Origin of the sequence: Streptococcus sp. HMSC071H03, from assembly GCF_001813035.1 — a bacterium.
In the GTDB taxonomy this organism is placed as follows: domain Bacteria; phylum Bacillota; class Bacilli; order Lactobacillales; family Streptococcaceae; genus Streptococcus; species Streptococcus anginosus.
This window is the reverse complement of sequence record NZ_KV811159.1, coordinates 64826-86433: the sequence shown is the minus strand read 5'-3', so window position 1 is coordinate 86433 and position 21608 is coordinate 64826. Positions and strand designations below refer to the sequence as shown.

16 protein-coding genes and 1 pseudogene are annotated in these 21608 nt (G+C 40.1%); 1 reads left to right on the top strand and 16 read right to left on the bottom strand.

All coding sequences use genetic code 11. From position 1 onward, the window contains the following. The 7 genes and pseudogenes from HMPREF2887_RS04105 to HMPREF2887_RS04075 all read right to left on the bottom strand — a co-directional run. Nucleotides 1–1708 (bottom strand): annotated as a pseudogene (locus HMPREF2887_RS04105) (heavy metal translocating P-type ATPase); the annotation flags it as partial. 3 nt (nt 1709–1711) lie between these two features. Then, nucleotides 1712–2179 carry a CopY/TcrY family copper transport repressor gene (locus HMPREF2887_RS04100; RefSeq protein ID WP_003032025.1) on the bottom strand — a complete coding sequence of 156 codons (468 nt, stop codon included), beginning with the start codon at nt 2177–2179 and terminating at the stop codon, nt 1712–1714. 142 nt (nt 2180–2321) lie between these two features. Further along, nucleotides 2322–3824: a zinc ABC transporter substrate-binding protein AdcA gene (locus tag HMPREF2887_RS04095; RefSeq protein ID WP_084740614.1), complete on the bottom strand. Its 1503-nt coding sequence runs from the start codon at nt 3822–3824 to the stop codon at nt 2322–2324. Nucleotides 3825–3833: 9 nt separating this feature from the next. After that, nucleotides 3834–4640 carry a metal ABC transporter permease gene (locus tag HMPREF2887_RS04090; protein ID WP_003036961.1) on the bottom strand — a complete coding sequence of 269 codons (807 nt, stop codon included), beginning with the start codon at nt 4638–4640 and terminating at the stop codon, nt 3834–3836. Next, nucleotides 4633–5337 carry a metal ABC transporter ATP-binding protein gene (locus tag HMPREF2887_RS04085; RefSeq protein ID WP_084740611.1) on the bottom strand — a complete coding sequence of 235 codons (705 nt, stop codon included), beginning with the start codon at nt 5335–5337 and terminating at the stop codon, nt 4633–4635. Before HMPREF2887_RS04085 ends, HMPREF2887_RS04090 begins: the two co-directional genes overlap by 8 nt. Further along, complete coding sequence (locus tag HMPREF2887_RS04080; protein WP_003027297.1) at nt 5334–5777, bottom strand: zinc-dependent MarR family transcriptional regulator; 444 nt, start codon at nt 5775–5777, stop codon at nt 5334–5336. Before HMPREF2887_RS04080 ends, HMPREF2887_RS04085 begins: the two co-directional genes overlap by 4 nt. A gap of 291 nt (nt 5778–6068) precedes the next feature. Beyond that, nucleotides 6069–11918, bottom strand: a complete 5850-nt coding sequence (locus tag HMPREF2887_RS04075) for a Spy0128 family protein (protein WP_084740609.1) — start codon at nt 11916–11918, stop codon at nt 6069–6071. A 265-nt stretch (nt 11919–12183) separates the two neighbouring features. Between HMPREF2887_RS04075 and HMPREF2887_RS04070 the strand changes: the two genes are divergently transcribed. Then, the gene (locus HMPREF2887_RS04070) at nt 12184–12807 is read left to right on the top strand and encodes a TetR/AcrR family transcriptional regulator (RefSeq protein ID WP_084740606.1); all 624 of its coding nucleotides are present in this window, start codon (nt 12184–12186) and stop codon (nt 12805–12807) included. A gap of 105 nt (nt 12808–12912) precedes the next feature. Here the strand turns inward: HMPREF2887_RS04070 and HMPREF2887_RS04065 are convergent, their stop codons facing one another. From HMPREF2887_RS04065 to HMPREF2887_RS04025, 9 genes are all read right to left on the bottom strand, one after another. After that, entirely contained in the window at nt 12913–14490 is a 1578-nt protein-coding gene (locus tag HMPREF2887_RS04065) for an ABC1 kinase family protein (protein WP_084740604.1), read from the bottom strand. 108 nt (nt 14491–14598) lie between these two features. Beyond that, on the bottom strand, nt 14599–14877 hold the full coding sequence (locus HMPREF2887_RS04060) for a phasin family protein (protein WP_003032012.1): 279 nt from the start codon (nt 14875–14877) through the stop codon (nt 14599–14601). A 92-nt stretch (nt 14878–14969) separates the two neighbouring features. Then, nucleotides 14970–16304, bottom strand: coding sequence for an Nramp family divalent metal transporter (locus HMPREF2887_RS04055; RefSeq protein WP_022526407.1), 1335 nt, complete (start codon nt 16302–16304; stop codon nt 14970–14972). Between the two features lie 101 nt (nt 16305–16405). After that, nucleotides 16406–16768, bottom strand: a complete 363-nt coding sequence (locus HMPREF2887_RS04050; protein WP_022526408.1) for a DUF1304 domain-containing protein — start codon at nt 16766–16768, stop codon at nt 16406–16408. A 12-nt stretch (nt 16769–16780) separates the two neighbouring features. After that, nucleotides 16781–17215, bottom strand: coding sequence for a MarR family winged helix-turn-helix transcriptional regulator (locus tag HMPREF2887_RS04045; protein WP_084740601.1), 435 nt, complete (start codon nt 17213–17215; stop codon nt 16781–16783). Nucleotides 17216–17307: 92 nt separating this feature from the next. Next, the gene (locus HMPREF2887_RS04040; RefSeq protein WP_084740599.1) at nt 17308–17919 is read right to left on the bottom strand and encodes an HAD-IA family hydrolase; all 612 of its coding nucleotides are present in this window, start codon (nt 17917–17919) and stop codon (nt 17308–17310) included. Further along, the gene (locus HMPREF2887_RS04035; protein WP_084740597.1) at nt 17916–19193 is read right to left on the bottom strand and encodes an MATE family efflux transporter; all 1278 of its coding nucleotides are present in this window, start codon (nt 19191–19193) and stop codon (nt 17916–17918) included. Before HMPREF2887_RS04035 ends, HMPREF2887_RS04040 begins: the two co-directional genes overlap by 4 nt. Before the next feature lie 135 nt (nt 19194–19328). Continuing rightward, complete coding sequence (gene thrC / locus HMPREF2887_RS04030) at nt 19329–20813, bottom strand: threonine synthase (RefSeq protein ID WP_084740593.1); 1485 nt, start codon at nt 20811–20813, stop codon at nt 19329–19331. Nucleotides 20814–20984: 171 nt separating this feature from the next. Beyond that, the gene (locus tag HMPREF2887_RS04025) at nt 20985–21608 is read right to left on the bottom strand and encodes a V-type ATP synthase subunit D (protein ID WP_084740590.1); all 624 of its coding nucleotides are present in this window, start codon (nt 21606–21608) and stop codon (nt 20985–20987) included.

The window sequence follows — 21608 nt, the reverse complement described above, 5'->3', positions numbered from 1 at the left end:
TTTTTTTGATTTGGTCAGCGACTGCTATCATCCCCACCAGTTGTCTATCCAAAGCGACAAACATAGCCGTCTTTCCTTGATGCGATAAGGAAATCAAGTCAGAGATATATTCTCCGAGCTCGACTTGGTATTGTCTCATTAAGTTTTCATTCCCAATTAGAATTTCTTGAGCTTTTACTTGAGCTGCAATCCCTTTACCTGAAATCGCTTGAAAATCTGTTACCGATGCTAATGGTATAGCTTCCGCTTTAGCGGCTTCTAAAATAGCAATTGCCAGCGGATGTTCTGAATGTTGCTCACTACTTGCAAGCGAATGTAGCAATTCTTCCCGTGTGACATCACCAAAAGTCAACACATCCGTCAAACTTGGCTTCCCTTCGGTAATCGTACCTGTCTTATCCAGAACGACAACATCTACCAAATGAGTCGCTTCAAGAGCCTGCCCTGACTTAATCAAGACGCCATTTTCAGCGCCCTTCCCCGTACCTACCATAATAGCCGTCGGAGTAGCTAAGCCAAGCGCACAAGGACAAGCAATGACCAACACCGCAATAAAGATAGAAAGTGAGAATTGCAAACTCTCTCCCGCCAGAACGTACCACAACAGAGCTGCTAAAACTGCCAAACTCAAGACAATTGGTACAAAATAGAGCGAGATCTTATCTGCCATAGCCGCAATAGGCGCTTTCGAGCCTTGCGCTTCCTCTACCAAATGAACAATCTGAGCTAAAGTTGTGTCCGAACCGACTTTGGTTGCTTCATAGTCAATAGAACCCGTTTGATTCATAGTGGCACTGGTAATCACATCTCCGACGTTTTTTTCGACAGGAACACTTTCACCTGTCATCATAGACTCATCCACATAGGTTTGTCCAGAGATAACCACACCGTCTACTGGCATACGTTCTCCCGGTTTAATCCGCACAATATCTCCAACCTTGATGTCTTCTGTATCAATTGTTACGACTTCGCCATAGCGAATAACGGTCGCTTGGTCGGGTACCAAACTCATCAAACTTTGAATCGCTTGTGAGGTTCGTCCTTTGGCATTGTCTTCCAGATATTTCCCCAGTAAAACAAGAGTGATAATCACACCAACTGATTCAAAATACAACTGGTGTACAAAAGTATGATGCCCCAGCAAAACTTGAACGACCGAGTACAAACTATACAGAAAGGCTGCACTCGTTCCTACAGCAATCAAACTATCCATGTTCGGATGCCGTTTTGCCAAATTCCGAAAACCACGTACATAAAAACCGCGACCAACCCAAATCGCTGGCAAAGTAAGGAAAAATTGCGCCAATACAAAGGCAATGGGATGCGTCATGTGATCTAAAAAGGAGGGTAACGGCAAGCCAATCATGCTCCCCATTGAAATATAGAGGAGTGGCACGGTCGCTCCTGCCGCAAACCAAATCTGACGCGCCATTTTGCGCACGTTTTCTTGCTTTTCCGCGACTTGCTTCGCATAATCAGACTGCTTTTGTTCCCCTTTTTCTACCGCTTGGTAACCCGCTTCTTTCACAGCCTCTAAGACTTGCTCGCTTGCAAATCCTTCTTTGGGAAAAACTGTCAATTTTTCCGTCGCCAAGTTCACAGTAGCTTCCTCAACCATTGGAAGTTCCTTGACGGCCATTTCAATGGTCATCGCGCAAGCTGCACAGGTCATACCGGATAATTTATACTCTTTTTTGTCTTTTTCCATTTCTTACTCCGCCATTTTTGATTGATTCGTGTCATCTTGGCAATGCGCGCCACAAGTACATTGACCTGGTGGACAATTGCACTGAATCGTCTCCGGCGCTTGTACCTGCTTTTCTTTTACAACATCTAGGATTCGAGATAAATCTGTTTGACTGAATTGATTGCTTTCTAGTATTGAAACTACTAAATCACCATGCTTGGTATTGCACATATTGTCAAGCAAGGTACGCCAACTATTTTCCAAGTGCTCATCTTCTAAAATTAACGCATCATAGTAAAATTTCCCCTCAATCTTTTCCATTGAAATAAATTCTTTGGTTTTCAGACGATTAAGTAAGGTTTTAACAGTAGCCGGTTTCCAATCAAAATCAGTTTCTAAACGCTCCACCACCTCAGTACTTCTGCTATGAGGATACGCCCACAAAACGCGCATGACCTGCCATTCTGCCTGACTGATATTTTGTTGTTCCATTCTCTCTCATCTCTTTTCTGATTACAATTGTAATTTTTTATTCTTTTATAGTTTACATCTGTAATCAACAATTGTCAAGCAAAAAATCGAGAAGATTGCTCAACTCGATTTTTCTCTTTCTGTATAGAAATTTGTGGTTTTATCAATGCGCAAGCATTTCTTGAGCGATTTCTTGTCCGCTTAATTTCGTTGGGTAGTAAGTTGGCCAATTTTCCAATTCGTTAAAGAGGGCTTCTTGGCTTTCACCGCCGTAGAAGATATGGAAATGCGCTGCTTTCGTTGGTGCAATATTATGGTCGCTAAATTGAACGTATTTATACTTACCTGCATCTGGGTCTGTCGCTTCAAACATGAAACGCACGCCTCGGTTTCCTTTAGAGTACGTCAATGTATGCTTACCAACATATTTATAAGTATATTTCTTCTTTTGTCCGTTGACTACAAATTCCATAGTCTTATCTGTGATATTGATATGAGACACATCTGTCTTGTAGCCTTTTTCATAATACGCTTTGTACTCAGCAGCTGTCATCTTACCGCTTAATTTTGCTTTGTAATCAAAGACTTGGTCTAAAGTTCCATCTTGCAAATATGGATAAACGGATTGCCATTGACCAGCGTAGTCAGACAACGTACGGTCTTTAACAGCACTATCTTCAAAGTAGCCATTTTGTACGGTCTTTGTATTTTCCTCTTTTTCAGCAGAAATTTCAGCGCCTTCTTGATCGGTTGTCTTTTTCAAGGCTTTCAGGTTGGATTTCATGATTGAAATGTAGTCTGCCCCGTCCTTGGTTTGTTTTTCTGTTAAACTTTCAAGCGGATTGAGCACATCCAGCTTCACACCCGTTTCTTTTGCCAAAGTAGATGCCAGTGCTTGAGAAGCATTTTCTTCAAAGTAAATGTACTTGATATTGTTTTTCTTAATATATTTTGTCAATTCAGCCAAACGTGCCGCTGAAGGCTCACTATCTGGTGAAAGTCCTGAAATAGGCACTTGCTTCAAACCGTAGTCTAACGCTAAATAACGAAAGGCTGCGTGCTGTGTCACAAAACTCTTTTGTTTGGCATTTGCCAATCCCGCTGCGTATTCTTTATCCAGAGTTTCTAATTTCTTAATGTAGGCTGCTGCGTTCTTTTGGAAAGTGACTTTCTTATCTGGGTAGCGTTTACTTAAGCTGTCGCGAATATTCTCCACCATTTTAATGGCACGTTTTGGTGATAACCATACATGAGGATCGTATTCATGATGATGTCCTTCGCTCCCATGATCATGGTCTTCTTCCTCTTCTGTACCAGGCAGTAGCAACATCTTCCCAGTCGCCTTCACCACATTCACTTTACCTTTTTTCAAGGTTTTAAGCAATTTTGGCACCCAAGTTTCCATGTTTTCATTTTCATAAACGAAAGTATCTGCATCTTGAATCGTTGCAACCGCCTTAGCAGAAGGTTCATATTCATGTGGTTCTGTTCCTGCACCAATCAAGAGTTTGACATTGGCAGTATCGCCTGCCACTTGCTTGGTAAATTCATAAATCGGGTAAAATGTTGTGACAACATTTAATTTCCCATTTGCACTTTTTTGATTGGAACAAGCCACTAAAAAGATGCTCAGTAAACTTGCTACTAATAGACCAATTTTCTTCATTTCTTACTCCTATTTGATAAATTTTTTCAATAAATTTACTAGTAAAAATACGCCGACAAAAATAATGGTAATACTTGCACTGGCTGGCGTTTCTGCATAATACGAAATATACAAACCAGCAATCATACCTAAGAAGCCGATGATATTTGCCAACAAGATAACAGTTTTAAAGTTCTTCCCCAACCGCAAAGCAATACTTGCCGGCAACACCATAATGGTTGATACCAGCAAGGCACCTGCCGCTGGAATCATGAGGGCAATGGCAACACCTGTCACAATGTTAAACAGAATAGACATGGTACGAACAGGCAGTCCGTCCACAAAAGCTGTATCCTCATCAAAGGTCAAAATATACATTGGTCGAATGAAGAGAAAAGTCAACACAAGTACGATTGCCGCAATAATAAAGAGTGAAATCACCTGCTCCGTACTAATCGTGACAATAGAGCCAAATAAATACTGATCCAAACTCATAGAACTGGAACTCTTGCCCCTACTCATCACAATCAAAGCAATGGCAAGTCCTGTAGACATCAGAATTGCCGTTCCGATTTCCATAAAATCCTTGTAGATTGTCCGCAGGTATTCTAAGAAGACTGCCGCAATCATCACAATAATGACAGTTGAAATCGTAGGTGAGATGCCTAGCACCAAGCCAAAAGCAACCCCCGAAAGCGACACGTGGCTGAGCGTATCACTCATCAAACTCTGACGACGTAAAATCAAGAAAGTTCCTAAAACCGGCGAAAACAGACTCATAGCAATCACTGCTAGAAAAGCCCGCTGCATAAAGTCATAAGACAATAAATTAAACATGGCTCACCTCCTGATCACTCTCGTGAACATTGAAGCACCGCCATGGCGAATCTTGATTTCGCACCAAATGAATATTGCGGTCCGCATATTTTCGAACTTCCTCTGGATCATGCGTAATCATCAGCACAGCCTTGCCATGCCGATGCGCACTGTGGTGCATCAAATCATAAAATTCATCCTTGCTACCAGCATCCATCCCCGTTGTCGGCTCATCCAATACAAAAATATCCGGATCCGAAGCAAACATGCGCGCAATGACCGCCCGCTGCTTTTGCCCACCCGAAAGCGAGCCAATCCGCTTGTCTCGATGTTCCCACATGCCAACGGCGTCCAGACTGACCTTGATATGTTCTTCATCATGCGCATTCAAACGACGAAACCATCCTTTACGCGGATACCGACCTGATTTAACAAATTCATAGACGGTGCTTGGAAAACCCGCATTAAAACTAGCGATTTGCTGCGGCAGATAAGCAATCCGCAACTTCTTGCCAGCTGTATTCGTCTTAGAAATCGTCACCTTACCAAATCGAGGCTGCAAAATCTCAAGACTAGCCTTGATCAAGGTCGTTTTTGCTGCTCCATTTTCACCTGTCAAAGTCACAAACTCACCACTATCCACATAATAGTTAATATGCTCCAACACAGGCTCCTTATCATAATAAAAGGACAAATCTTCAACTGTGATATATCTCATTTTCCGATTTCTCCTACTAAGGTTTCCAAGAATTTTTGAATGGTAGCTTGCTCATTAGGAGTGTATTGATTGGCGATTTTTTCGTAAATTTCCAATGTATGCTGATGATGATGATGATGCTCCGCGGCAACTGGCTTCGCTAATTCTGTCAACCGATAAAAAATAACACGCGCATCTTTCTGATTCTTGAAAGGTTCCAGCATTTCTTGTTTGATGAGCGATTTGATAGCCTTTGTTACAGCTGCTTGACTGACGTTTAAGCGCTTCGCCAACTCTGAGTTTGTCAACGACTCCTCAGACAGCAACATCAAGATGTGCTCTTGAGTATTTGTCAAAGGCATTCCACTTGTACAAGAACCAATCAAAATCTCATGCTGATTCTCGGCTTTTAAAATGATTTCATTTAAGAAATGATCCATTTCATGTGCTAATTGACTCATGTTGCTCCTTTTCTGATTAACCAGTTAATTCTTTACTAGTTAAGTATATCATAAAGAAAAAAAGAGTCAAGTGAAAATTTCAGCATAGTTTCCACGAAAAGGATTAAGTATTCTCTAAATTTTTGTATAACTTTTCTAAGTCCATTTTCTCTAGGAAACAGCTCTTCCTTTTTCTTTTCACATTCTATGCTCTAGGCACCAAAAAGGGGATCTAAAGAGCCCCCATTTCGGAGGAGAATGCTCTCTAGATTCCCAATTTAAACTTATTATTTTTCTGAAGTCTTGATTTTATCAAGATTTCTTCTTGATGAGATAAACTGCACCGACCAAAACAATCAAACCAATGAAAATAGCTACTGTATGAATGACCGTACCTGTCTTAGGCAAACCTTTCTTTGGTGGAGTATAGCGATTTTCAAATGTCTTTATGTTCTTGTCATAACTTACTTTGGCAACCAAATGACCATTACCATCATCTGTGACTGTTACTGTCACCTTAATCACCTTCTTATCATAAGTGATTCCTTGAAGTTTTGTATCCTTTTCTGCAATCGTGTAATGGTAGGTACCAGTTGTTTTGTATTCAAAAGCATCAAAGTTTACCGAACCATCTGCGGTATTTTTCTTCGTTTGAAGCACTTGACCTCTTTCATCCTTCAATACAAACTCAAATTCATTTGCTTTCAAGGTACGACCGACCAATTTCTTAGTTACTTCAACCGTTGCTTGGACTGAATCTGCCGTATAAGTATTGTTGAAGACACGATCTTTTGTATCATAAGATACAGTTGCTACCAGTTTCCCTGCGCCATTGTCGGTCACAGTAACGGTTGCTTTGATTACCTTAGTGTCATATTTCACACCGCCAAGCTTCGTATCTTTTTCGGTAATCGTGTACTGATAAGTACCAACTGCTGTATAAGTCAACTTCTTAAAGGTAATTTTACCGTCCTTATCATTTGTCACCGTTTCAAGCACTTCGTCCTTGTCATTTTTTAGTTCAAAACTGAATTCACCAGTTTTAAGGTCACGACCACTTAATTGCTTGTTAGCTGAAAGCTGAGCATCCGTTGGAGCAGCTTGGTATTGGTTCGTAAAGGTTTGGTCATTCTGTTCATAGGCAACTTGTGCTACCAATTGACCTTGACCATTATCTGTTACGGTTACGGTTGCTTTAATCACTTTCTTATCATACGTTACACCGCCTAGTCTGATGTTCTTTTCGGTGATGGTGTAATGATAAGTACCAGTTTTCGTGTACTCAATCGTATCGAAAGTGACACTACCGTCTTGAGCATTCTTCTTGCTTTGAGTAACTTTATCATCTTGACCTTTCAATTCAAACTCAAACTCGCCATCTTTCAAAGCACGACCTGTCAAGGCTTTCTTAACAGAGAGTTGTGCGTTTGTTTTTGCAGCGGAATAAGTGTTCTTGAAGGTCTGATCATCTTTTTCATAAGAAACTTTTGTTACTAAGCGGCCTTGACCATCGTCTGTAACAGTGACTGTCGCTTTGATCACTTTGGTGTCATATTTCACACCACCGAGTTTCGTATCTTTTTCGGTGATGGTGTAGTGATAAGTACCTACCTTAGTATACTCAATGGTATCAAAAGTGACGCTACCATCTTGTGCATTTGTCTTCGTTTGGCGAACTTGATCGTCTGTACCAGTCAGTTCAAATTCAAATTCCCCTTCTTTGAGGTTACGACCTTCTAATAGCTTCTTAGCAGAAAGTGTCGCAGTGGCTTTATCTGCTGAATAAGTATTCGTGAAGGTGTTTTGGTTGTTTTCATAAGCAACTGTTGTATGTAGTTGACCTTTACCATCATCCGTGACAGTGACTGTTGCTTTGATTACTTTGGTGTCATATTTCACACCGCCTAAAGCACCAGCTTGTTCTTTAATGGTATAAGTATAAGTTCCAGCTGTTTTGAATGTCAACTCTTTAAATGAAATCTTACCATCTTTAGCGTTCTTAACGGTATCCACCACTTTACCGTTTGGATCAATCAAGTCAAAGGCAAATTCATTCGCTTTCAATTCGCGACCAGTTAGCACTTTGTTCGCTTCTAATGTCGCAGTTGTTTCCTTAGCAAGGTAAGTATTGCGGAAGGTTGGATTAGCTGTATCGTAAGATACTTGGGCAACTAACTGACCATTGCCATCATCAGTGACTTTTACAGTCGCCTTGATTTCTTTCTTGTCGTAAGTTACACCGCCTAAGCCATTGTCCTTCTCTTTGATGGTGTAATGATAAGTTCCGACTTTTGTATAGTCAATCGCATCAAAAGTAACACGACCGTCTGTTGCATTTTTCTTCGTTTGACGAACGTTGTCATCAGATCCGACTAATTCAAATTCGAACTCTTGATCGTTTAATGCACGACCTGTCAGTTCTTTAGTCACGCTTAGTTGTGCACTAACCTTTTGACTAGAGTATGTATTGTTGAAAGTTTGGTCATTGTTTTCATAGGTTACTTTTGAAACAAGCTGACCTTTACCATTATCAGTGACTTCAACTGTTACCTTGATGGTCTTGGTGTCGTAAGTCACACCACCCAATCCTGTGTTTTTCTCAGTAATGGTGTACTTGTGAGTACCAACAGTTTGATACTTGATTGCATCAAATTGAACCTTACCATATTTATCATTCTTCTTGGTTTGAAGAACATCTGCCTTGCCATCTTCTTTCAGATCAAAACTAAACTCGCCATCCTTCAAAGCACGTCCGGTTAATTTCTTCGTGACAGAGAAAGTAGCATCGGTACCTTTGGCAGTATATTTATTTGTAAAGCTTTGTTTAGAAATTTGATTTTTACCGCTCTCGTCAAGACCGAGGTAGACGATATTGTAAATCAACTGTCCATCCTCTTCTTGTTGAACACGAATGGTAACCTTAATTGGTTGTTTATCGTAGTCAACACCTAGAACCTTACCAGCTTTCTCTTTGATAAGGTAGTTGTAAAGACCAGTCTTGGTGAACTTAAGAGCTGTGAAAGGAATCGTACCATCCGCTTTATTTTTAACTGTTTGAAGTAAACTATTATCTTTTCCATCATACAGCTCAAACTCAAACTCGTCATCTTGTAGATTGCGACCAGTTAAAGTTTTTGTCACTTGTAGTGGTACTGTGATTTCTTTTGGTGTGAACGTATTCTTAAAGGTCTTTTTACCACCGTCATAAGTCACGGTAGTACTTAGTTTCCCTTTACCATCATCCGTTACTTTAACTGTGACTTTGACTTCGCTCGAGTCATAAGTAACCCCTGTCAGGCCATTATTTTTTTCTGTAATGGTGTAGTGGTAGTCACCTGCTTTATCGTAGGTAATAGCTTGGAACTGAACTTTTCCTTGAGCATCATTTTTAGCTGTTTGAAGAACGTTTGGCTTACCATCTTCCTTCAACTCAAACTCAAATTCTTGCGCTTTCAGTTTGCGACCCGTGAGTTCTTTGGTCACATCGAAGGTTGCAGAAGTAGCTTGAGGTGTATAGGTGTTGTTGAAAGTGGTATCATCTTTTTCATAGATAATGTCAGAATGGAGTTTGCCTTTTCCGTCATCTGTAATTTTGACAGTAGCTTTCACTTCTTTCGTATCATAAGTAATGCTACCTAACTGACCTTTTTTCTCTGTAATGGTATAGTGGTAGTTACCTGCTTTTTTATACTCTAATTCTTTGAAGGTCACTTTACCATCAGTGTTGTTTTTCGCAGTATCTTCAACAACTCCTGTGTCATCGTTCTTCAACTCAAACTCAAATTCATCTTTTTGCAGCTGACGGCCTGTCAGAATTTTATTCACTTCTAATCGAGCAAAAGTCTTTCCTGGAGTATATCGATTGATAAAAGTTGGATTTTCGATCTCTTTATTAGCTTCTGAATACGTCACTTTGGTGACTTTCAGCTGACCGCCCTGATCTTCAACTTTTACCGTAACTGAAATAAGATTAGGGTCATACTCTACACCAGCAACATTACCCGATTTTTCTGTAATAGTATAATTGTAGGTTCCGGCTTTAGTATATTCAATCTCTTTGAATTCAACCTTACCATCTGCTTTATTTTTTACAGTTTCCAAAATTTTGTTGTTGTTTTGTAGATCTTTCAGTTCAAATTCGAATTCACCATCTTGAAGATCTCGGCCAACTAATTTTTTAGTTACAGCAAGTTTTGTACTTGTCTTATCCGGTATATAGTGGTTTGTGAAGGTGTCTTTTTTCTCTAACTGTCCATTTGCACCATTTCCTTGATAAGTAACTTCTGTAGCTAATTTACCTTCTTGATTTCTTGAAACTTTTACTGTAACTTGAATATCATTTGGGTCATAGTAAATTCCCTTTTCAGGATGGTCTTGACGTTTTTCAGAAATAGTATAGTTATAAGTTCCTTCTTCAGTAAATTCAAGAGCATCAAATGTTACTTTACCGTCAGCATCATTTGATTTTGTTTGAAGTGGGTTTTGTTCCCCATCTTTCTTCAATTCAAATTGAAATTCTTGATCCTTCAGTTTCCGGCCGATTAACTCTTTCTGAACCTGAAGTTGAGCAGAAACTTTTTCGTTTTTCTTATTGGTAACTGTCGGTCTATAAACTTTATCTGTCCCAAAGTCAGTTGGTTTCACACTAATCTTTTCAGTTGATTTTTGGTATCCGTCTGGAGCTTTAATTTCCTCAATAGTGTAGTTATCTTTCAGCAGCTTAGGAATCGTGACATCACCATTCGCATCAGTCTCATATTCACCGACTACCTGACCATTTCGATCACGTGTTACTTTAAATCGAGCACCAGCTAAGGCTTGTCCTGTTTTCTCATCCTGTTTATGGAGTTTGATGGAATAAACATAACCTTCAGCTTTACCACCTGCTGCCTGATAAGTATTCCTAAAGCCAACATGGCTAATTTCCCTATCATTAGACAATAAAGAAGCCTTGTTCTCGAGAATCTCCCCATCAGTTAACTCATAGCTTGCTTTAGCATCATACTCTATCTGATAACCTTCATCAGATTTTATATTTCCTAAGTTAACAGAAAACGAATTGTTTGAGAATTCAACATGAAATCGATTGGTAACATCTTCCATATTTTTAAATTCCCATTTGTCATGGTTTGCAACCCATTTCCCTTTATAAATTTTAAAAGTACTTTGAATGTAAGTTACACCAGGAGTCCCAAATGTGTCCTTAACAACTGCATTGGGAATATTTTTCCCTGAACGGTTAATTGGAAGTTTGTAGTGAATACCCTTTTGAGCATCAAACCAACCAGATTTGGTGATGTCTGTCTTTTCAGCTTTTCCAACTCCTTTAAACCCAACTTTTTTGTGAAATTTCACCTTTCCATTAACAGATATATCAAAATTCACATCAGTTTCTTCTTTCACGATTTCATGATTAACTCGGGCATAAAAATAAAAGCTACCTGTTACATTAGAGTGATTTTCTACATACTTTGTATAGGTTAATGTTACTGTTCTAGTTTGAGGATCAATCACAGCTTTTGCAACGACTTGATCTTTTGTATCTTTTAATTCAAACGGCTTAACATCACCAAAAGCTAACTTGTCTGGCAAAGCAATCGTAGTGTAGTCTCCTGCTTTAACACCATTATTTGGCAAGCTAAACTTGGCGTTTAAGCGAAATGTTTCCCATTTATCTAGCTTGTGATTTAAATCATGACCTCCATTATCAGTAATAGAGAAGTCTGTAATCACATCATCAATAGGCTTCGGTCCAGCAATTGCTCTCCGTGTTCTTTTACTTCTCGGTGGAGCTCCTGGCTGAGTCTCACTCTTTTCCTCTACCTTACTAGCTTTTTGTGAAGATGTATCTTCTTTTACTTGGCTAGCATCAGAGCTTTCTTCTTTTGAGGTGCTTGGCTTATTTTCCTGCTCATTTGAATTAGCTTCCGCTTTATTCTCAGTAGCAGGCTGCTGCCCCTGACTAGAACTAGTATCTGCTGTCTTTTGCGTTGACTCAGTAGGAGACGTTGGCTGTTCAGTCGTTCCTGTTTTCGGAGATGACTGAGTTGTCACTGTAGAAGATTGATTCGACAATGTCTGAGCAACAGCACTAGCTGGTGATAAGATTGTTGAAGCCAGCAATAATGCAACCCCAACAAGATTCATCGCTTTTTTAATCATGACGATTTCCTTTCTTTGGTTTTTCAGGACTTTGTACAAAAGTACAAAACTCCACTAATACCATTATATCAACCACCTTATAGTCCTTTCAAGCAAAATGCTCTATATTTTAGTTCTATTTCTTGACAAACTGTAAAGTTTTAAACACCCCATTGATATACAACAGGATATCTCGCAGGTGGTTTACAAAATGTAAACTTTTTTCGATGGTTTTGCTAGACTACATATATTTTTTAAATTAGAATATTTATAAGGAGGGAGCAAGATGGTACTTAATACGAGAGAAAAAATTCTAGAGGCTTTTTTTGAGCTTGCTATGGAACATCCAAATAAAATGCATTTTTCTTTAGCAGAAATTGCCAAAAAGGCTGGAATTTCAAGACAAGCCATTTACAAACGTCATTTCAATGGAAATCATGAAATTCTAGACTATATTCATAAAGAACTTGATGCTGAATTTCGAATGATTTTTCAAACTTATGATAAGAAAGTTTATCCTGATCCTTTTGTCTTTTTTGCAGAGGTAGTGATTCCTATCTTATACACCCACCGAAAACAAATCAGCTGTCTTTTTACAACAGCAGCAGATCCATATTGGAGGGAATTTTTACGAAATACCTATGGACAATGGATTGAACAACATATTACGATTGACTATCAAACATTAAACATTCCAAAAGAAAAGGCTGCTCAAGTTCTTGTCCCACGAATTTTGATCTTTATCGAAATTTGGATTACCCAACCTGAACCTACCCCTCCTGAACAATTTGCAGAAACCTTTTTAAAGTTGATTCATTTCCCTCTCACAGACTATGTTTGTTTCAAGCAAACTTCCTCTAATGACAAACTGATCGTTACAAACAGTTTGGAAGATAAAGAAAGGGAGTGAAACCGAACTAATCTTGAAAATTCTTAGTTCATAGTCTCATCTCCCATAGCTCTTCTGAGCTTGAAAAACGGATGAAGAAGTAAGTTGTCACGCTCACTTTTTATGTTATTTTTTTGTGGAGCAGATGATAAGATAGAATAACCACACTAATACCAATCCTGCTAATGTTAACAGAAATTTTGCTAAAAACAGTATGTCTGGATTAAGGGTTAAAATCCCTCCTGTCAGTAATAAAGCTAAGAAGACAAGGCTTAGTACAAGACGATTGGCTAAGGATTCAATACGCCGAAATCGTTGATTGTAGTCAATTAAGTCATGGTTGACAACCAAGCGACCGTTCACCACTTGCTCCACAAGTTGGTGTAGTCGTCGCGGAATACTTTTTCCATGCCGTAGCAAGTAAAGTAGTTCGATTAAGAAAGAATCGTAACTCAAAGTCTGGTGTAGAATATCTGACTTCATATTTTCAAGGAAATATTGCTTGGCGAGTGTCATCAGATTGATATTAGGAGCTAGCTCGCGAAAGAGACCTTCAATTTGCAAGGCAGATTTTTCCAAAATAGTCATCTGGGATGGTACTTGCAAATGATGACGTGTACAAACCGCCACTACGTCCTCAAACATATCTGTAATAGATAAGGAGCCCAACTCTAAATTGCCATACTTGGTCAACATGCGTTCAACATCTTGCTCTAGTTGTAATTTATTGATTGGTTCACTAGCCGTCGTAATGGTCAGAATAGCCTGCGTCATCGAGTCAATGTCCTGTGTCGTAAAGCTAGACAACATGTCGTTTAGAGACATACGAAAACCCGTTTCCAATTCTCCCATAATCCCAAAATCAATAAAATAAATCTTTCCTTCATGAATCAAGAGATTGCCGGGGTGTGGATCACCATGAAAGAATCCATCTTTAAATACCTGCTTGATAAAGCTCAACATAAGTTTCTGACCAATATCTGCCAAATCGTAACCCGCTTCTTGTAAAACAGCATATTGATTGATACGGACACCTGGAATATATTCCTCCACAATCAAGTGCGGAGTGGTAAACTCTGGATAGACTTTTGGCACTCCAACACAAGGAATATCTTGATTATATTGGGCGAACTCATCCATGTACTTAGCTTCGTTGCGAAAGTCAATTTCGTTCAGCAATGTTGTCTGTAACTGTTGCAAAATCTTTGGTAAATCCACCATGGGCAGCAAATGTTTGGGAAAATGACGGGCTAAACGAACCAGAAGAGCAAGGTCTTCTGTAATTTGCTCTTGAATGTGCGGACGCTGAATTTTCAGTACTACTTCATCGCCATTTAACAAAACAGCACGATGAGTTTGTGCCACGGAAGCGCTCGCCAAATGCTCTTGTGAAACATCTGAAAAGAGTTGCTCAATCGGACGCTTTAACTCATCTTCAATCGCAGCCATGACCGTCTCTTTGTCCAAAGGATTGACGTCATCTTGCAGCTTGCTCAATTCCTTGATATAGATTTCTGGCAATAAGTCACTACGGGTAGATAAAATTTGACCGATTTTTACAAAACTGGGTCCTAGTTGTTCAAAAGCTTCTCGCAATTGCTTGGGAGCTTTTTTCTCGTCCAACGGTTTTTTTCGATCTTTCAAATTGGACCAGCCGACTGCACTAAAGGCTGTTAGAATCTCTCGTAAGCGTTTATTTGCCATAAGGTTATCCTCATTCTGCTTGTTATCATTATTTTTTCTTTCAAATCCTACTTTTAGTTTAGCAAAAAACGCAGCCTTTATAAAGTTGTGACTGCGTTATCAGGAAGATTATTCTTCTGTTTTTGAAAATCCTTTGAGTAGCTGATCTAGTTTATCTTCTAGTCGTTCAATATCTTGCTTGGTGGCATATACATCATCGGATTGCTCCTCTGGACTTTCAGCCGTTTTTTCATTTACTTTGCGCTTTAGCTCTGACTGAAGCTGTTTGCCTTCATCCACCGTTAAGCGACCTTTGGCAATCAATTCTTTGACAAATTCGGTAGCTTTATCATAAGTCATGGAAGTCAATCCAATTCCTGCCAGCAAAACTTTTTTCAATTCGTCCATCTTGACACCTCCGTATATGAGAATCTTTCCACTTTCATTATAGCGCTTTTAAGCCATTTATTCTAGAGAAAATTGAACTGATAGACAAATTTTTAAAAAAGATCAACCACAAGTTTTACATTCAAAATAGTTAATAAAATAGAAACGGCATAAGCTAAGTAGGTATTCCATTTGCTGTTGACAAATTCGCCCATGAGCTTTTTATTAGAGCTGAAATACACGAGTGGAAAGATTGAAAATGGCAAAGCGACAGAAAGAAAGACTTGGGAATAGACCAAAAGATTGTCTAGCACCTGTTCTTTGTCTCCGTATAAAATAGCAACAATCACAACCGGTAAAAGAGCTAGTAAGCGAGTTACCAAGCGAAGAAACCACGGCGGCAGCTTCATGTTTAAAAAGCCTTCCATCACGATTTGTCCCGTTAAGGTTCCTGTGATTGTTGAGTTTTGACCACTAGCTAACAAAGCGACTGCAAAGAGCGTTGAGAGGATCGGGCTAGCAATAGCTCCAGCAATTTGAGGGTCTTTTAAGGCGTTGTACATTGCAGAAAAAGCACCAATTTTATCCGCATGACCAAAGAATAAAGCTGCTCCTAAAATCAACAGCAAAGAATTAACCACAAAAGCCAAACTCAATTGAATATTCGAGTCCCACGTCATAAACCGTACAGCTTCATGTACAGATTGTTTAGCCTTGTAGTTAACTTTTCGCGTTTGGGCGATAGAAGAGTGCAAATACAAATTGTGCGGCATAACCGTTGCCCCTACAATGCCCAGTGCCAAGGTCAAAACGGACGTTCCATTTTTACTAGCCGTATGTTGATAAGCTGCCACGTTTGGCAAATATCCTGATAAAATATGATGAAGATTGGGCTTTGCAAGGATTACCAGATATAAGAAAATCAATAAAATAGTTAAAATCAGCGTTCCAACAATTGCTTCAATCTTACGAAAGCCTAATTTCATCAAAAAAAGCAACAAGAAAACATCAAAGACTGTAATCAGAATCGAAAATAGCAAAGACCAGCCAAATAGTAAATGAAGCGCAATCCCTGCACCGATGACTTCTGCCAAGTCCGTTGCCATTAAAGCCAACTCTGTAATAACCCAAAGGAGATAGCGAACTGGCTTTGACGTATGAGCCGCAATGGCTTGTGCCAAATCCATCCTTGTGACAATTCCTAATTTTCCCGCCATTTGTTGTAACTGCATAGCCATTACAGAAGAAACCAAGACAGCTGATAAGAGCAAATAACGATAGGTAGCACCACCTACAACACTTGTAATCCAATTTCCCGGATCCATATAACCAACGGCAACCAGCATTCCCGGCCCTGAAAAAGCTAATAAAGTACGAAAGAAACCAGCGTTTTTAGGCGTTACAATACTTTGGTTAACTTCACTTAAGGAAACCTTTTTGTCTGACATTTCTATCATTCTTTCTATTGTAGAATTATTTCTACTATATATTATAGCACAAACTATTAACGGTGGTTAATTTATATTTTTATAATGGTTAATATTTGGTGCTATTTAAACAATAAAATGCTTAGAATAGCTAAAATCGCAGGTCCGCCTTGAGTCAAGATGATTTTCTTGTTAGCTGTGGCTGCACCATACGCTGCAACCCCGATAACAAACAAAATAAAAACGGTCACAATTTCTAAATTATGTGAAATATACAAGCCATATAGTAGGAAAAGAGCTAAAAAGGCATTGTAAACCCCTTGATTTTTAAACAAGGAAGTAACGGACGGGCGAGATAATTCTTCCTTTGTCATATTAAAGACTCGGCTGGTGCTGTCTGACTGGGTAGCGATACTTTCTAGATAAAAAATATAGAGGTGTTCCAGTGCGACAAGTGTAGCTAATATAGTAGTAATGAGTGACATAATTTTTTCTTTCTAATGTTTTTCCACGGTAATCTGATCTAAGCCAGATACAAGTTTTTCTAATAAAGTGCTCAGCGTCCTTTTCTCATCATTCGAGAGAACTTTTTCCATTTGCTTTTTGACATTTACATGATAGGTCGGTGGCTCATGCAAAAGCTGCTCTTTTGCAACATTCGTGACATTCACTAGAACCTCTCGTTGATTTTTGGGATTGCGGCTCCGTTGAACATAACCGCGCTCTTCTAAAAGTTTGAAATGCCGAGTTAAGGCTGCAGGATCGATTTTTAAGACCTCTTGCACAGCAACTTGACTGCATGGAGCATTGTCCAATAAAAAATCCAGTATCTCGTACCGCGTTAAGCTGATTTCTAATTTTTTCTCAAAGAGTTGCGTGATGGCTTGATCGGTTAAATGCAATTGATATAGCAGGTGATGAATGGCAACCATATATTCTCCTTCCCGGCTTTAATTGACTAGTCAATTATTGATAAATCAATTATAGACTATCAAAAAAAGAAAAGCAAATATTTTGCTCCCCTTTAACAGATTATCTGTTTAATCTCTAGTAAATGGTTGATTTCGTGATTAATGTTTGGTCGGTCATCGCAGAAATTGATTGATTGAATACCGCTGTTAAAGGCAACATCTACATCCAACGTCCGGTCGCCGATATAGTAAGTGCTTGTCTTATCCAGCTGGTATTTCTCTACGAGATAGTTCACACCTTCTGGGTCGGGCTTCCTTGCAAATCCATTAGCAGTAGTTACAATTTCTGTGAAATAATCCAAAATCTCTAAATCCGCCAAAATTTGATAAGCATTTTTCCCTTTATGAGTATAGACAAACTGCTGAATATCTGCTTCCTGCGCCCAAGTAAGAATAGCCTTAGCACCATCCATGAGCTGAATGTGAGCATTTTTCTCTTGCAAACTTTGACCTCGAAAGCGGTTCATCTCTTCAGCATCTAAACCTTTTTCTGTTGCGACTTTTTCCAGTAATTTCTGAACAGAATGTTGCAAGATATAAGCATGGATAGCTGGTCTGTCAAAATCCAAGCCATAGTGCATATAGGTTTCCTCAAGCCCCGCCAAAATCGCATCATAAGAGTCCAGCAAGGTTCCGTCCAAATCCCAAATAAAAGCTCTTGTCATGTTTGACTCCTCATTTTTCGTTGATAGATGATTTGTAAAAAAATCCAGCGAAAGGTATTGTCCAAAAGGGTGGCTGTCCAACCTCCGGGCAAGCCCAATCCCAGAGTTACTCCCAGAAAGTAGCCCGCCACAATGCGAATCAGCCACATACCAACCGTCGTGGCATAAAAAGGTAACTTCGCATTGCCCAATCCTTGCCAAACAGCCGTGTAGATGACTGTTCCTGCTGTCATAGGCACACCCAAAAGTGAAAAAAGAATGACCGACAAGCTAGCTGTTACAGCGCCGCTATCCTTTGTATAAAGATGTGTTAGTGGCTGTCCAAATGAAAAAATAAACAGAGCCACCGCTAGCATGAGTCCAAGAGATAGCCAGTAGGTCTGCTTCGTCAGCTTCCTAACTGTTTGAAAATCTGCCTGTCCCACCGCATGAGCCACCAACATAACCGTTGCGGTAGCGACTCCAAAACCCGGCATATAGTTAAACTGGGTCAGAACCTCTCCAATAGCATTTCCCGCAACGGCATCTGTCCCGAACTTAACGATAATGGCAATAATCACCACATCTCCAGCCCGCATCATCAGCCGCTCTCCAGCAGCTGGCAGAGATAAACGCAACAAGTCCCAATCCAGCCTCCAACTCCAAGGCGCTAAAGGCAGAGACAATTCTTTCCATAAAATCAAAACGCCTACCAGACGGGCTAAAATGGTGCCCAGCGCCACTCCAACAATTCCCATGTGGAAAATAAAAATCGCAATACTAGAAAAAAAGACATTGAGCAGATTGCTTAAAAAGCTGATATACATAGGCATACAAGGATTGCTAGTTGCTCGAATCAAGGAGCCTAGCGTAGTCATCAGACCCAAAAGGAGAATCGTTCCCCCGATTAAAGCCAGATAAAGACCACCTGCATTGGCGACGACAGGCTCCGTTCCCAGCCAAGCTAATATCTGGCGTCCAAAAACAAGCGAGAAAAGCCCCAGAAACATACTCACAAGCATGGTGAGCTTAATGGCTTCACTAGTGTGATAAGCCAGATTGTCTCGGTCTCCTTCTCCCAAACTCTTGGAAATGAGACTGGTTACTGCTGCTCCCAGCGCAATAAAAATGGCTTGGTAAATCGTAACGATATTACCAGCAACCGAAACTCCTGAAATAGCCACGAGACCGAGACTCGCTACCAAATACGAGTCCACCATTCCCATTAGCATCTGCAAAAAGTTTTCGACCATGGCTGGTAGGGCAATATTTAAAATCTTTTTATAAGTAGTCATACATCATGAAACTCCTGCTTTTGATTATACACTTTTCTGCACTTTGCTGGCAATATTTTGTTTACACCCTGTTGCAATCTGAAAACACTCAGCTGGTAGCCAACTGAGTGTTTGTTACAAAAATTTATTAGATTATTAAAGTCCTAAATAGCTTTCTACTGCTGCCTGCATTTGGTCAGCAGCGACAGTCGTTTTATGGCGGACTTGTGCGGTTTCTAAGCCATCCACCGCTGGCGGAACTGCCACACCGGAAAGCTCATGTAACTTAGCCAATGCTTCAAAATCACTCAGACCTGTCTGCCCAGTCACAGCCTCGACTGCCACAACTGGGAATTTGTAAGGACTGGCGGTTGAAGCAATAACAGTCGTAGTCTCATCACTTGTAGCTGTCCGGTATTTTTGATAAACAGCTGAAGCGACCGCTGTGTGCGGATCTTCAATGTAATCAGACGCCTCATAAACTCGTTTGATCTCAGATGCTGTCTCAACTTCGGTGGCATATTCTGCCGCAAAGAGTTCTAAAATAGCTGGGTCAAAATCAGTCAACTCATACTGACCATGCTGATTGAGAGACTTCATCAAATCCGCTGTCTTTTCTGCACTATTTCCTAACAGGTGGAAAATTAAACGCTCTAAATTTGAAGAAACTAAAATATCCATAGACGGACTAGACGTTACCTTAAAGCTACGCTTTTTATCATAGACCTGCGTCTTAAAGAAATCGGTCAAAACATTGTTTTCATTGGAAGCACAAATCAACTTGCCCACCGGAAGACCGATTTGTTTAGCATAATAGGCTGCTAAGATATTGCCGAAGTTTCCAGTTGGAACAGCAAAATTAACTGCTTCGCCTGCCTGAATCTGACTGGTTTTAACCAATTGTGCATAGGCATAAACATAGTAAACAATCTGTGGCACCAAACGCCCGATATTCATGGAGTTAGCAGAAGAAAATTGCAACTGATGTGTAGCTAAACGCTCCCGAAGAGCCGCATCATTAAACATACTTTTGACATTGGTCTGGGCGTCATCAAAATTGCCCTCAATAGCCACCACATGAGTATTGTCCCCCGTCTGAGTGGTCATTTGCAGCTCCTGAACCTTGCTGACACCGTCTTTAGGGTAAAAGACGATGATTTCCGTTCCTGGCACATCGGCAAAGCCTGCCATAGCTGCTTTTCCGGTATCACCAGAAGTCGCCGTCAAAATGACAATTTTATTTTTCAAACCATGCTTTTTCGCTGCCGTCGTCATCAAATGTGGGAGGATAGACAAGGCCATATCCTTGAAAGCAATCGTAGAACCATGGAAAAGTTCCAAATTGTATTGCCCGTTCAGTTTCACCAAGGGAGCAATCTCTGGTGTGTCAAATTTGCTGTCATAGGCATTGTTAATGCAGTCATCCAGCTCTTGATCTGTAAAGTCATCTAAAAAAGCAGATAAAATCAATTTTGCAACTTCCTGATAGGAAGCGTCTTTGAGTTTAGTAAAATCCAGTTCCACCTGCGGATAAGAAATCGGCGTAAAGAGACCACCATCCGTTGCTAACCCCTGCAAAATAGCCTGACTGGCTGTCACCGTATTGTTTGCATCACGCGTTGATTGATAAACTAAAGTCATGAATTTTTGTCCCTTTCGTGTAGTCTGTTCTATTATAACATGATTTATCAGAAAATTCCCGCATTTTATGGGAAATGTGAGAGAGTGGAGTTGGAGATTTTTATTGTTTATATAGCTACCTCAAAAAAACAAACGGACGTGAGTTCATAGAATCCACCATCCGTTTTGTTTTTATTTCACCTTCATTACTCTCACTAGACTAGCGCGCTCGGCTTCTTCTAGCTTCATTTCGATATAATGAATGGTTTCTGTGAGATCTGGAATGGTTGCATACTCTAAGCCATTGACCCGACGGCGGGTCTTTTCAATCTCATCTGCCATCAGCTGGCAGCTCTTTTCAATCTCTGCTAAGTGCAGGAGGTCGGGCAATAAGTTGCCCATATCCTCAATCGTCTCATCCATCTGGCTGTTAGAAGCCACATAGCTATAAACCACATCTCCCTCATCATCACCATAAGGATTATCAATATGAGCATGCATTTTTGGCACCTGCACACTCATGATATTCTCCTGTTCGATATGGAGGTTGACTTCTCGCATAGGGACAGCAAAAATCTCTTCTACCATGAGGTCACTTTCCAAGGTTTTCGCCAATACAAAATCCTGCATGTGACCAACCAGAGCTGTTTCAACTTTTTGGCGAAGGCGGTTGTTTTCGCGAACAGCTTCAATGAAACGACGCATCAGTTCATCTCGCTTATCCTTGAGAAGTTTATGACCGCGAGTAGCTGTTCTCAGGCGCTCTTTCAGGTTGTTCAGCTCCATTCGGGTTGGTTTGACATTTAAACGAGCCAT

What these genes read in the sequence shown, in the direction of transcription:
- HMPREF2887_RS04100 (WP_003032025.1), bottom strand. Translation starts at nt 2,179, where the DNA reads ATGGAACAACAAAATATCAGTCAGGCAGAATGGCAGGTCATGCGCGTT.
- HMPREF2887_RS04065 (WP_084740604.1), bottom strand. Translation starts at nt 14,490, where the DNA reads ATGGCAAATAAACGCTTACGAGAGATTCTAACAGCCTTTAGTGCAGTC.
- HMPREF2887_RS04075 (WP_084740609.1), bottom strand. Translation starts at nt 11,918, where the DNA reads ATGATTAAAAAAGCGATGAATCTTGTTGGGGTTGCATTATTGCTGGCT.
- HMPREF2887_RS04045 (WP_084740601.1), bottom strand. Translation starts at nt 17,215, where the DNA reads ATGGTTGCCATTCATCACCTGCTATATCAATTGCATTTAACCGATCAA.
- thrC (WP_084740593.1), bottom strand. Translation starts at nt 20,813, where the DNA reads ATGACTTTAGTTTATCAATCAACGCGTGATGCAAACAATACGGTGACA.
- HMPREF2887_RS04040 (WP_084740599.1), bottom strand. Translation starts at nt 17,919, where the DNA reads ATGACAAGAGCTTTTATTTGGGATTTGGACGGAACCTTGCTGGACTCT.
- HMPREF2887_RS04050 (WP_022526408.1), bottom strand. Translation starts at nt 16,768, where the DNA reads ATGTCACTCATTACTACTATATTAGCTACACTTGTCGCACTGGAACAC.
- HMPREF2887_RS04080 (WP_003027297.1), bottom strand. Translation starts at nt 5,777, where the DNA reads ATGAGTCAATTAGCACATGAAATGGATCATTTCTTAAATGAAATCATT.
- HMPREF2887_RS04060 (WP_003032012.1), bottom strand. Translation starts at nt 14,877, where the DNA reads ATGGACGAATTGAAAAAAGTTTTGCTGGCAGGAATTGGATTGACTTCC.
- HMPREF2887_RS04055 (WP_022526407.1), bottom strand. Translation starts at nt 16,304, where the DNA reads ATGTCAGACAAAAAGGTTTCCTTAAGTGAAGTTAACCAAAGTATTGTA.
- HMPREF2887_RS04085 (WP_084740611.1), bottom strand. Translation starts at nt 5,337, where the DNA reads ATGAGATATATCACAGTTGAAGATTTGTCCTTTTATTATGATAAGGAG.
- HMPREF2887_RS04070 (WP_084740606.1), top strand. Translation starts at nt 12,184, where the DNA reads ATGGTACTTAATACGAGAGAAAAAATTCTAGAGGCTTTTTTTGAGCTT.
- HMPREF2887_RS04095 (WP_084740614.1), bottom strand. Translation starts at nt 3,824, where the DNA reads ATGAAGAAAATTGGTCTATTAGTAGCAAGTTTACTGAGCATCTTTTTA.
- HMPREF2887_RS04090 (WP_003036961.1), bottom strand. Translation starts at nt 4,640, where the DNA reads ATGTTTAATTTATTGTCTTATGACTTTATGCAGCGGGCTTTTCTAGCA.
- HMPREF2887_RS04025 (WP_084740590.1), bottom strand. Translation starts at nt 21,608, where the DNA reads ATGGCTCGTTTAAATGTCAAACCAACCCGAATGGAGCTGAACAACCTG.
- HMPREF2887_RS04035 (WP_084740597.1), bottom strand. Translation starts at nt 19,193, where the DNA reads ATGACTACTTATAAAAAGATTTTAAATATTGCCCTACCAGCCATGGTC.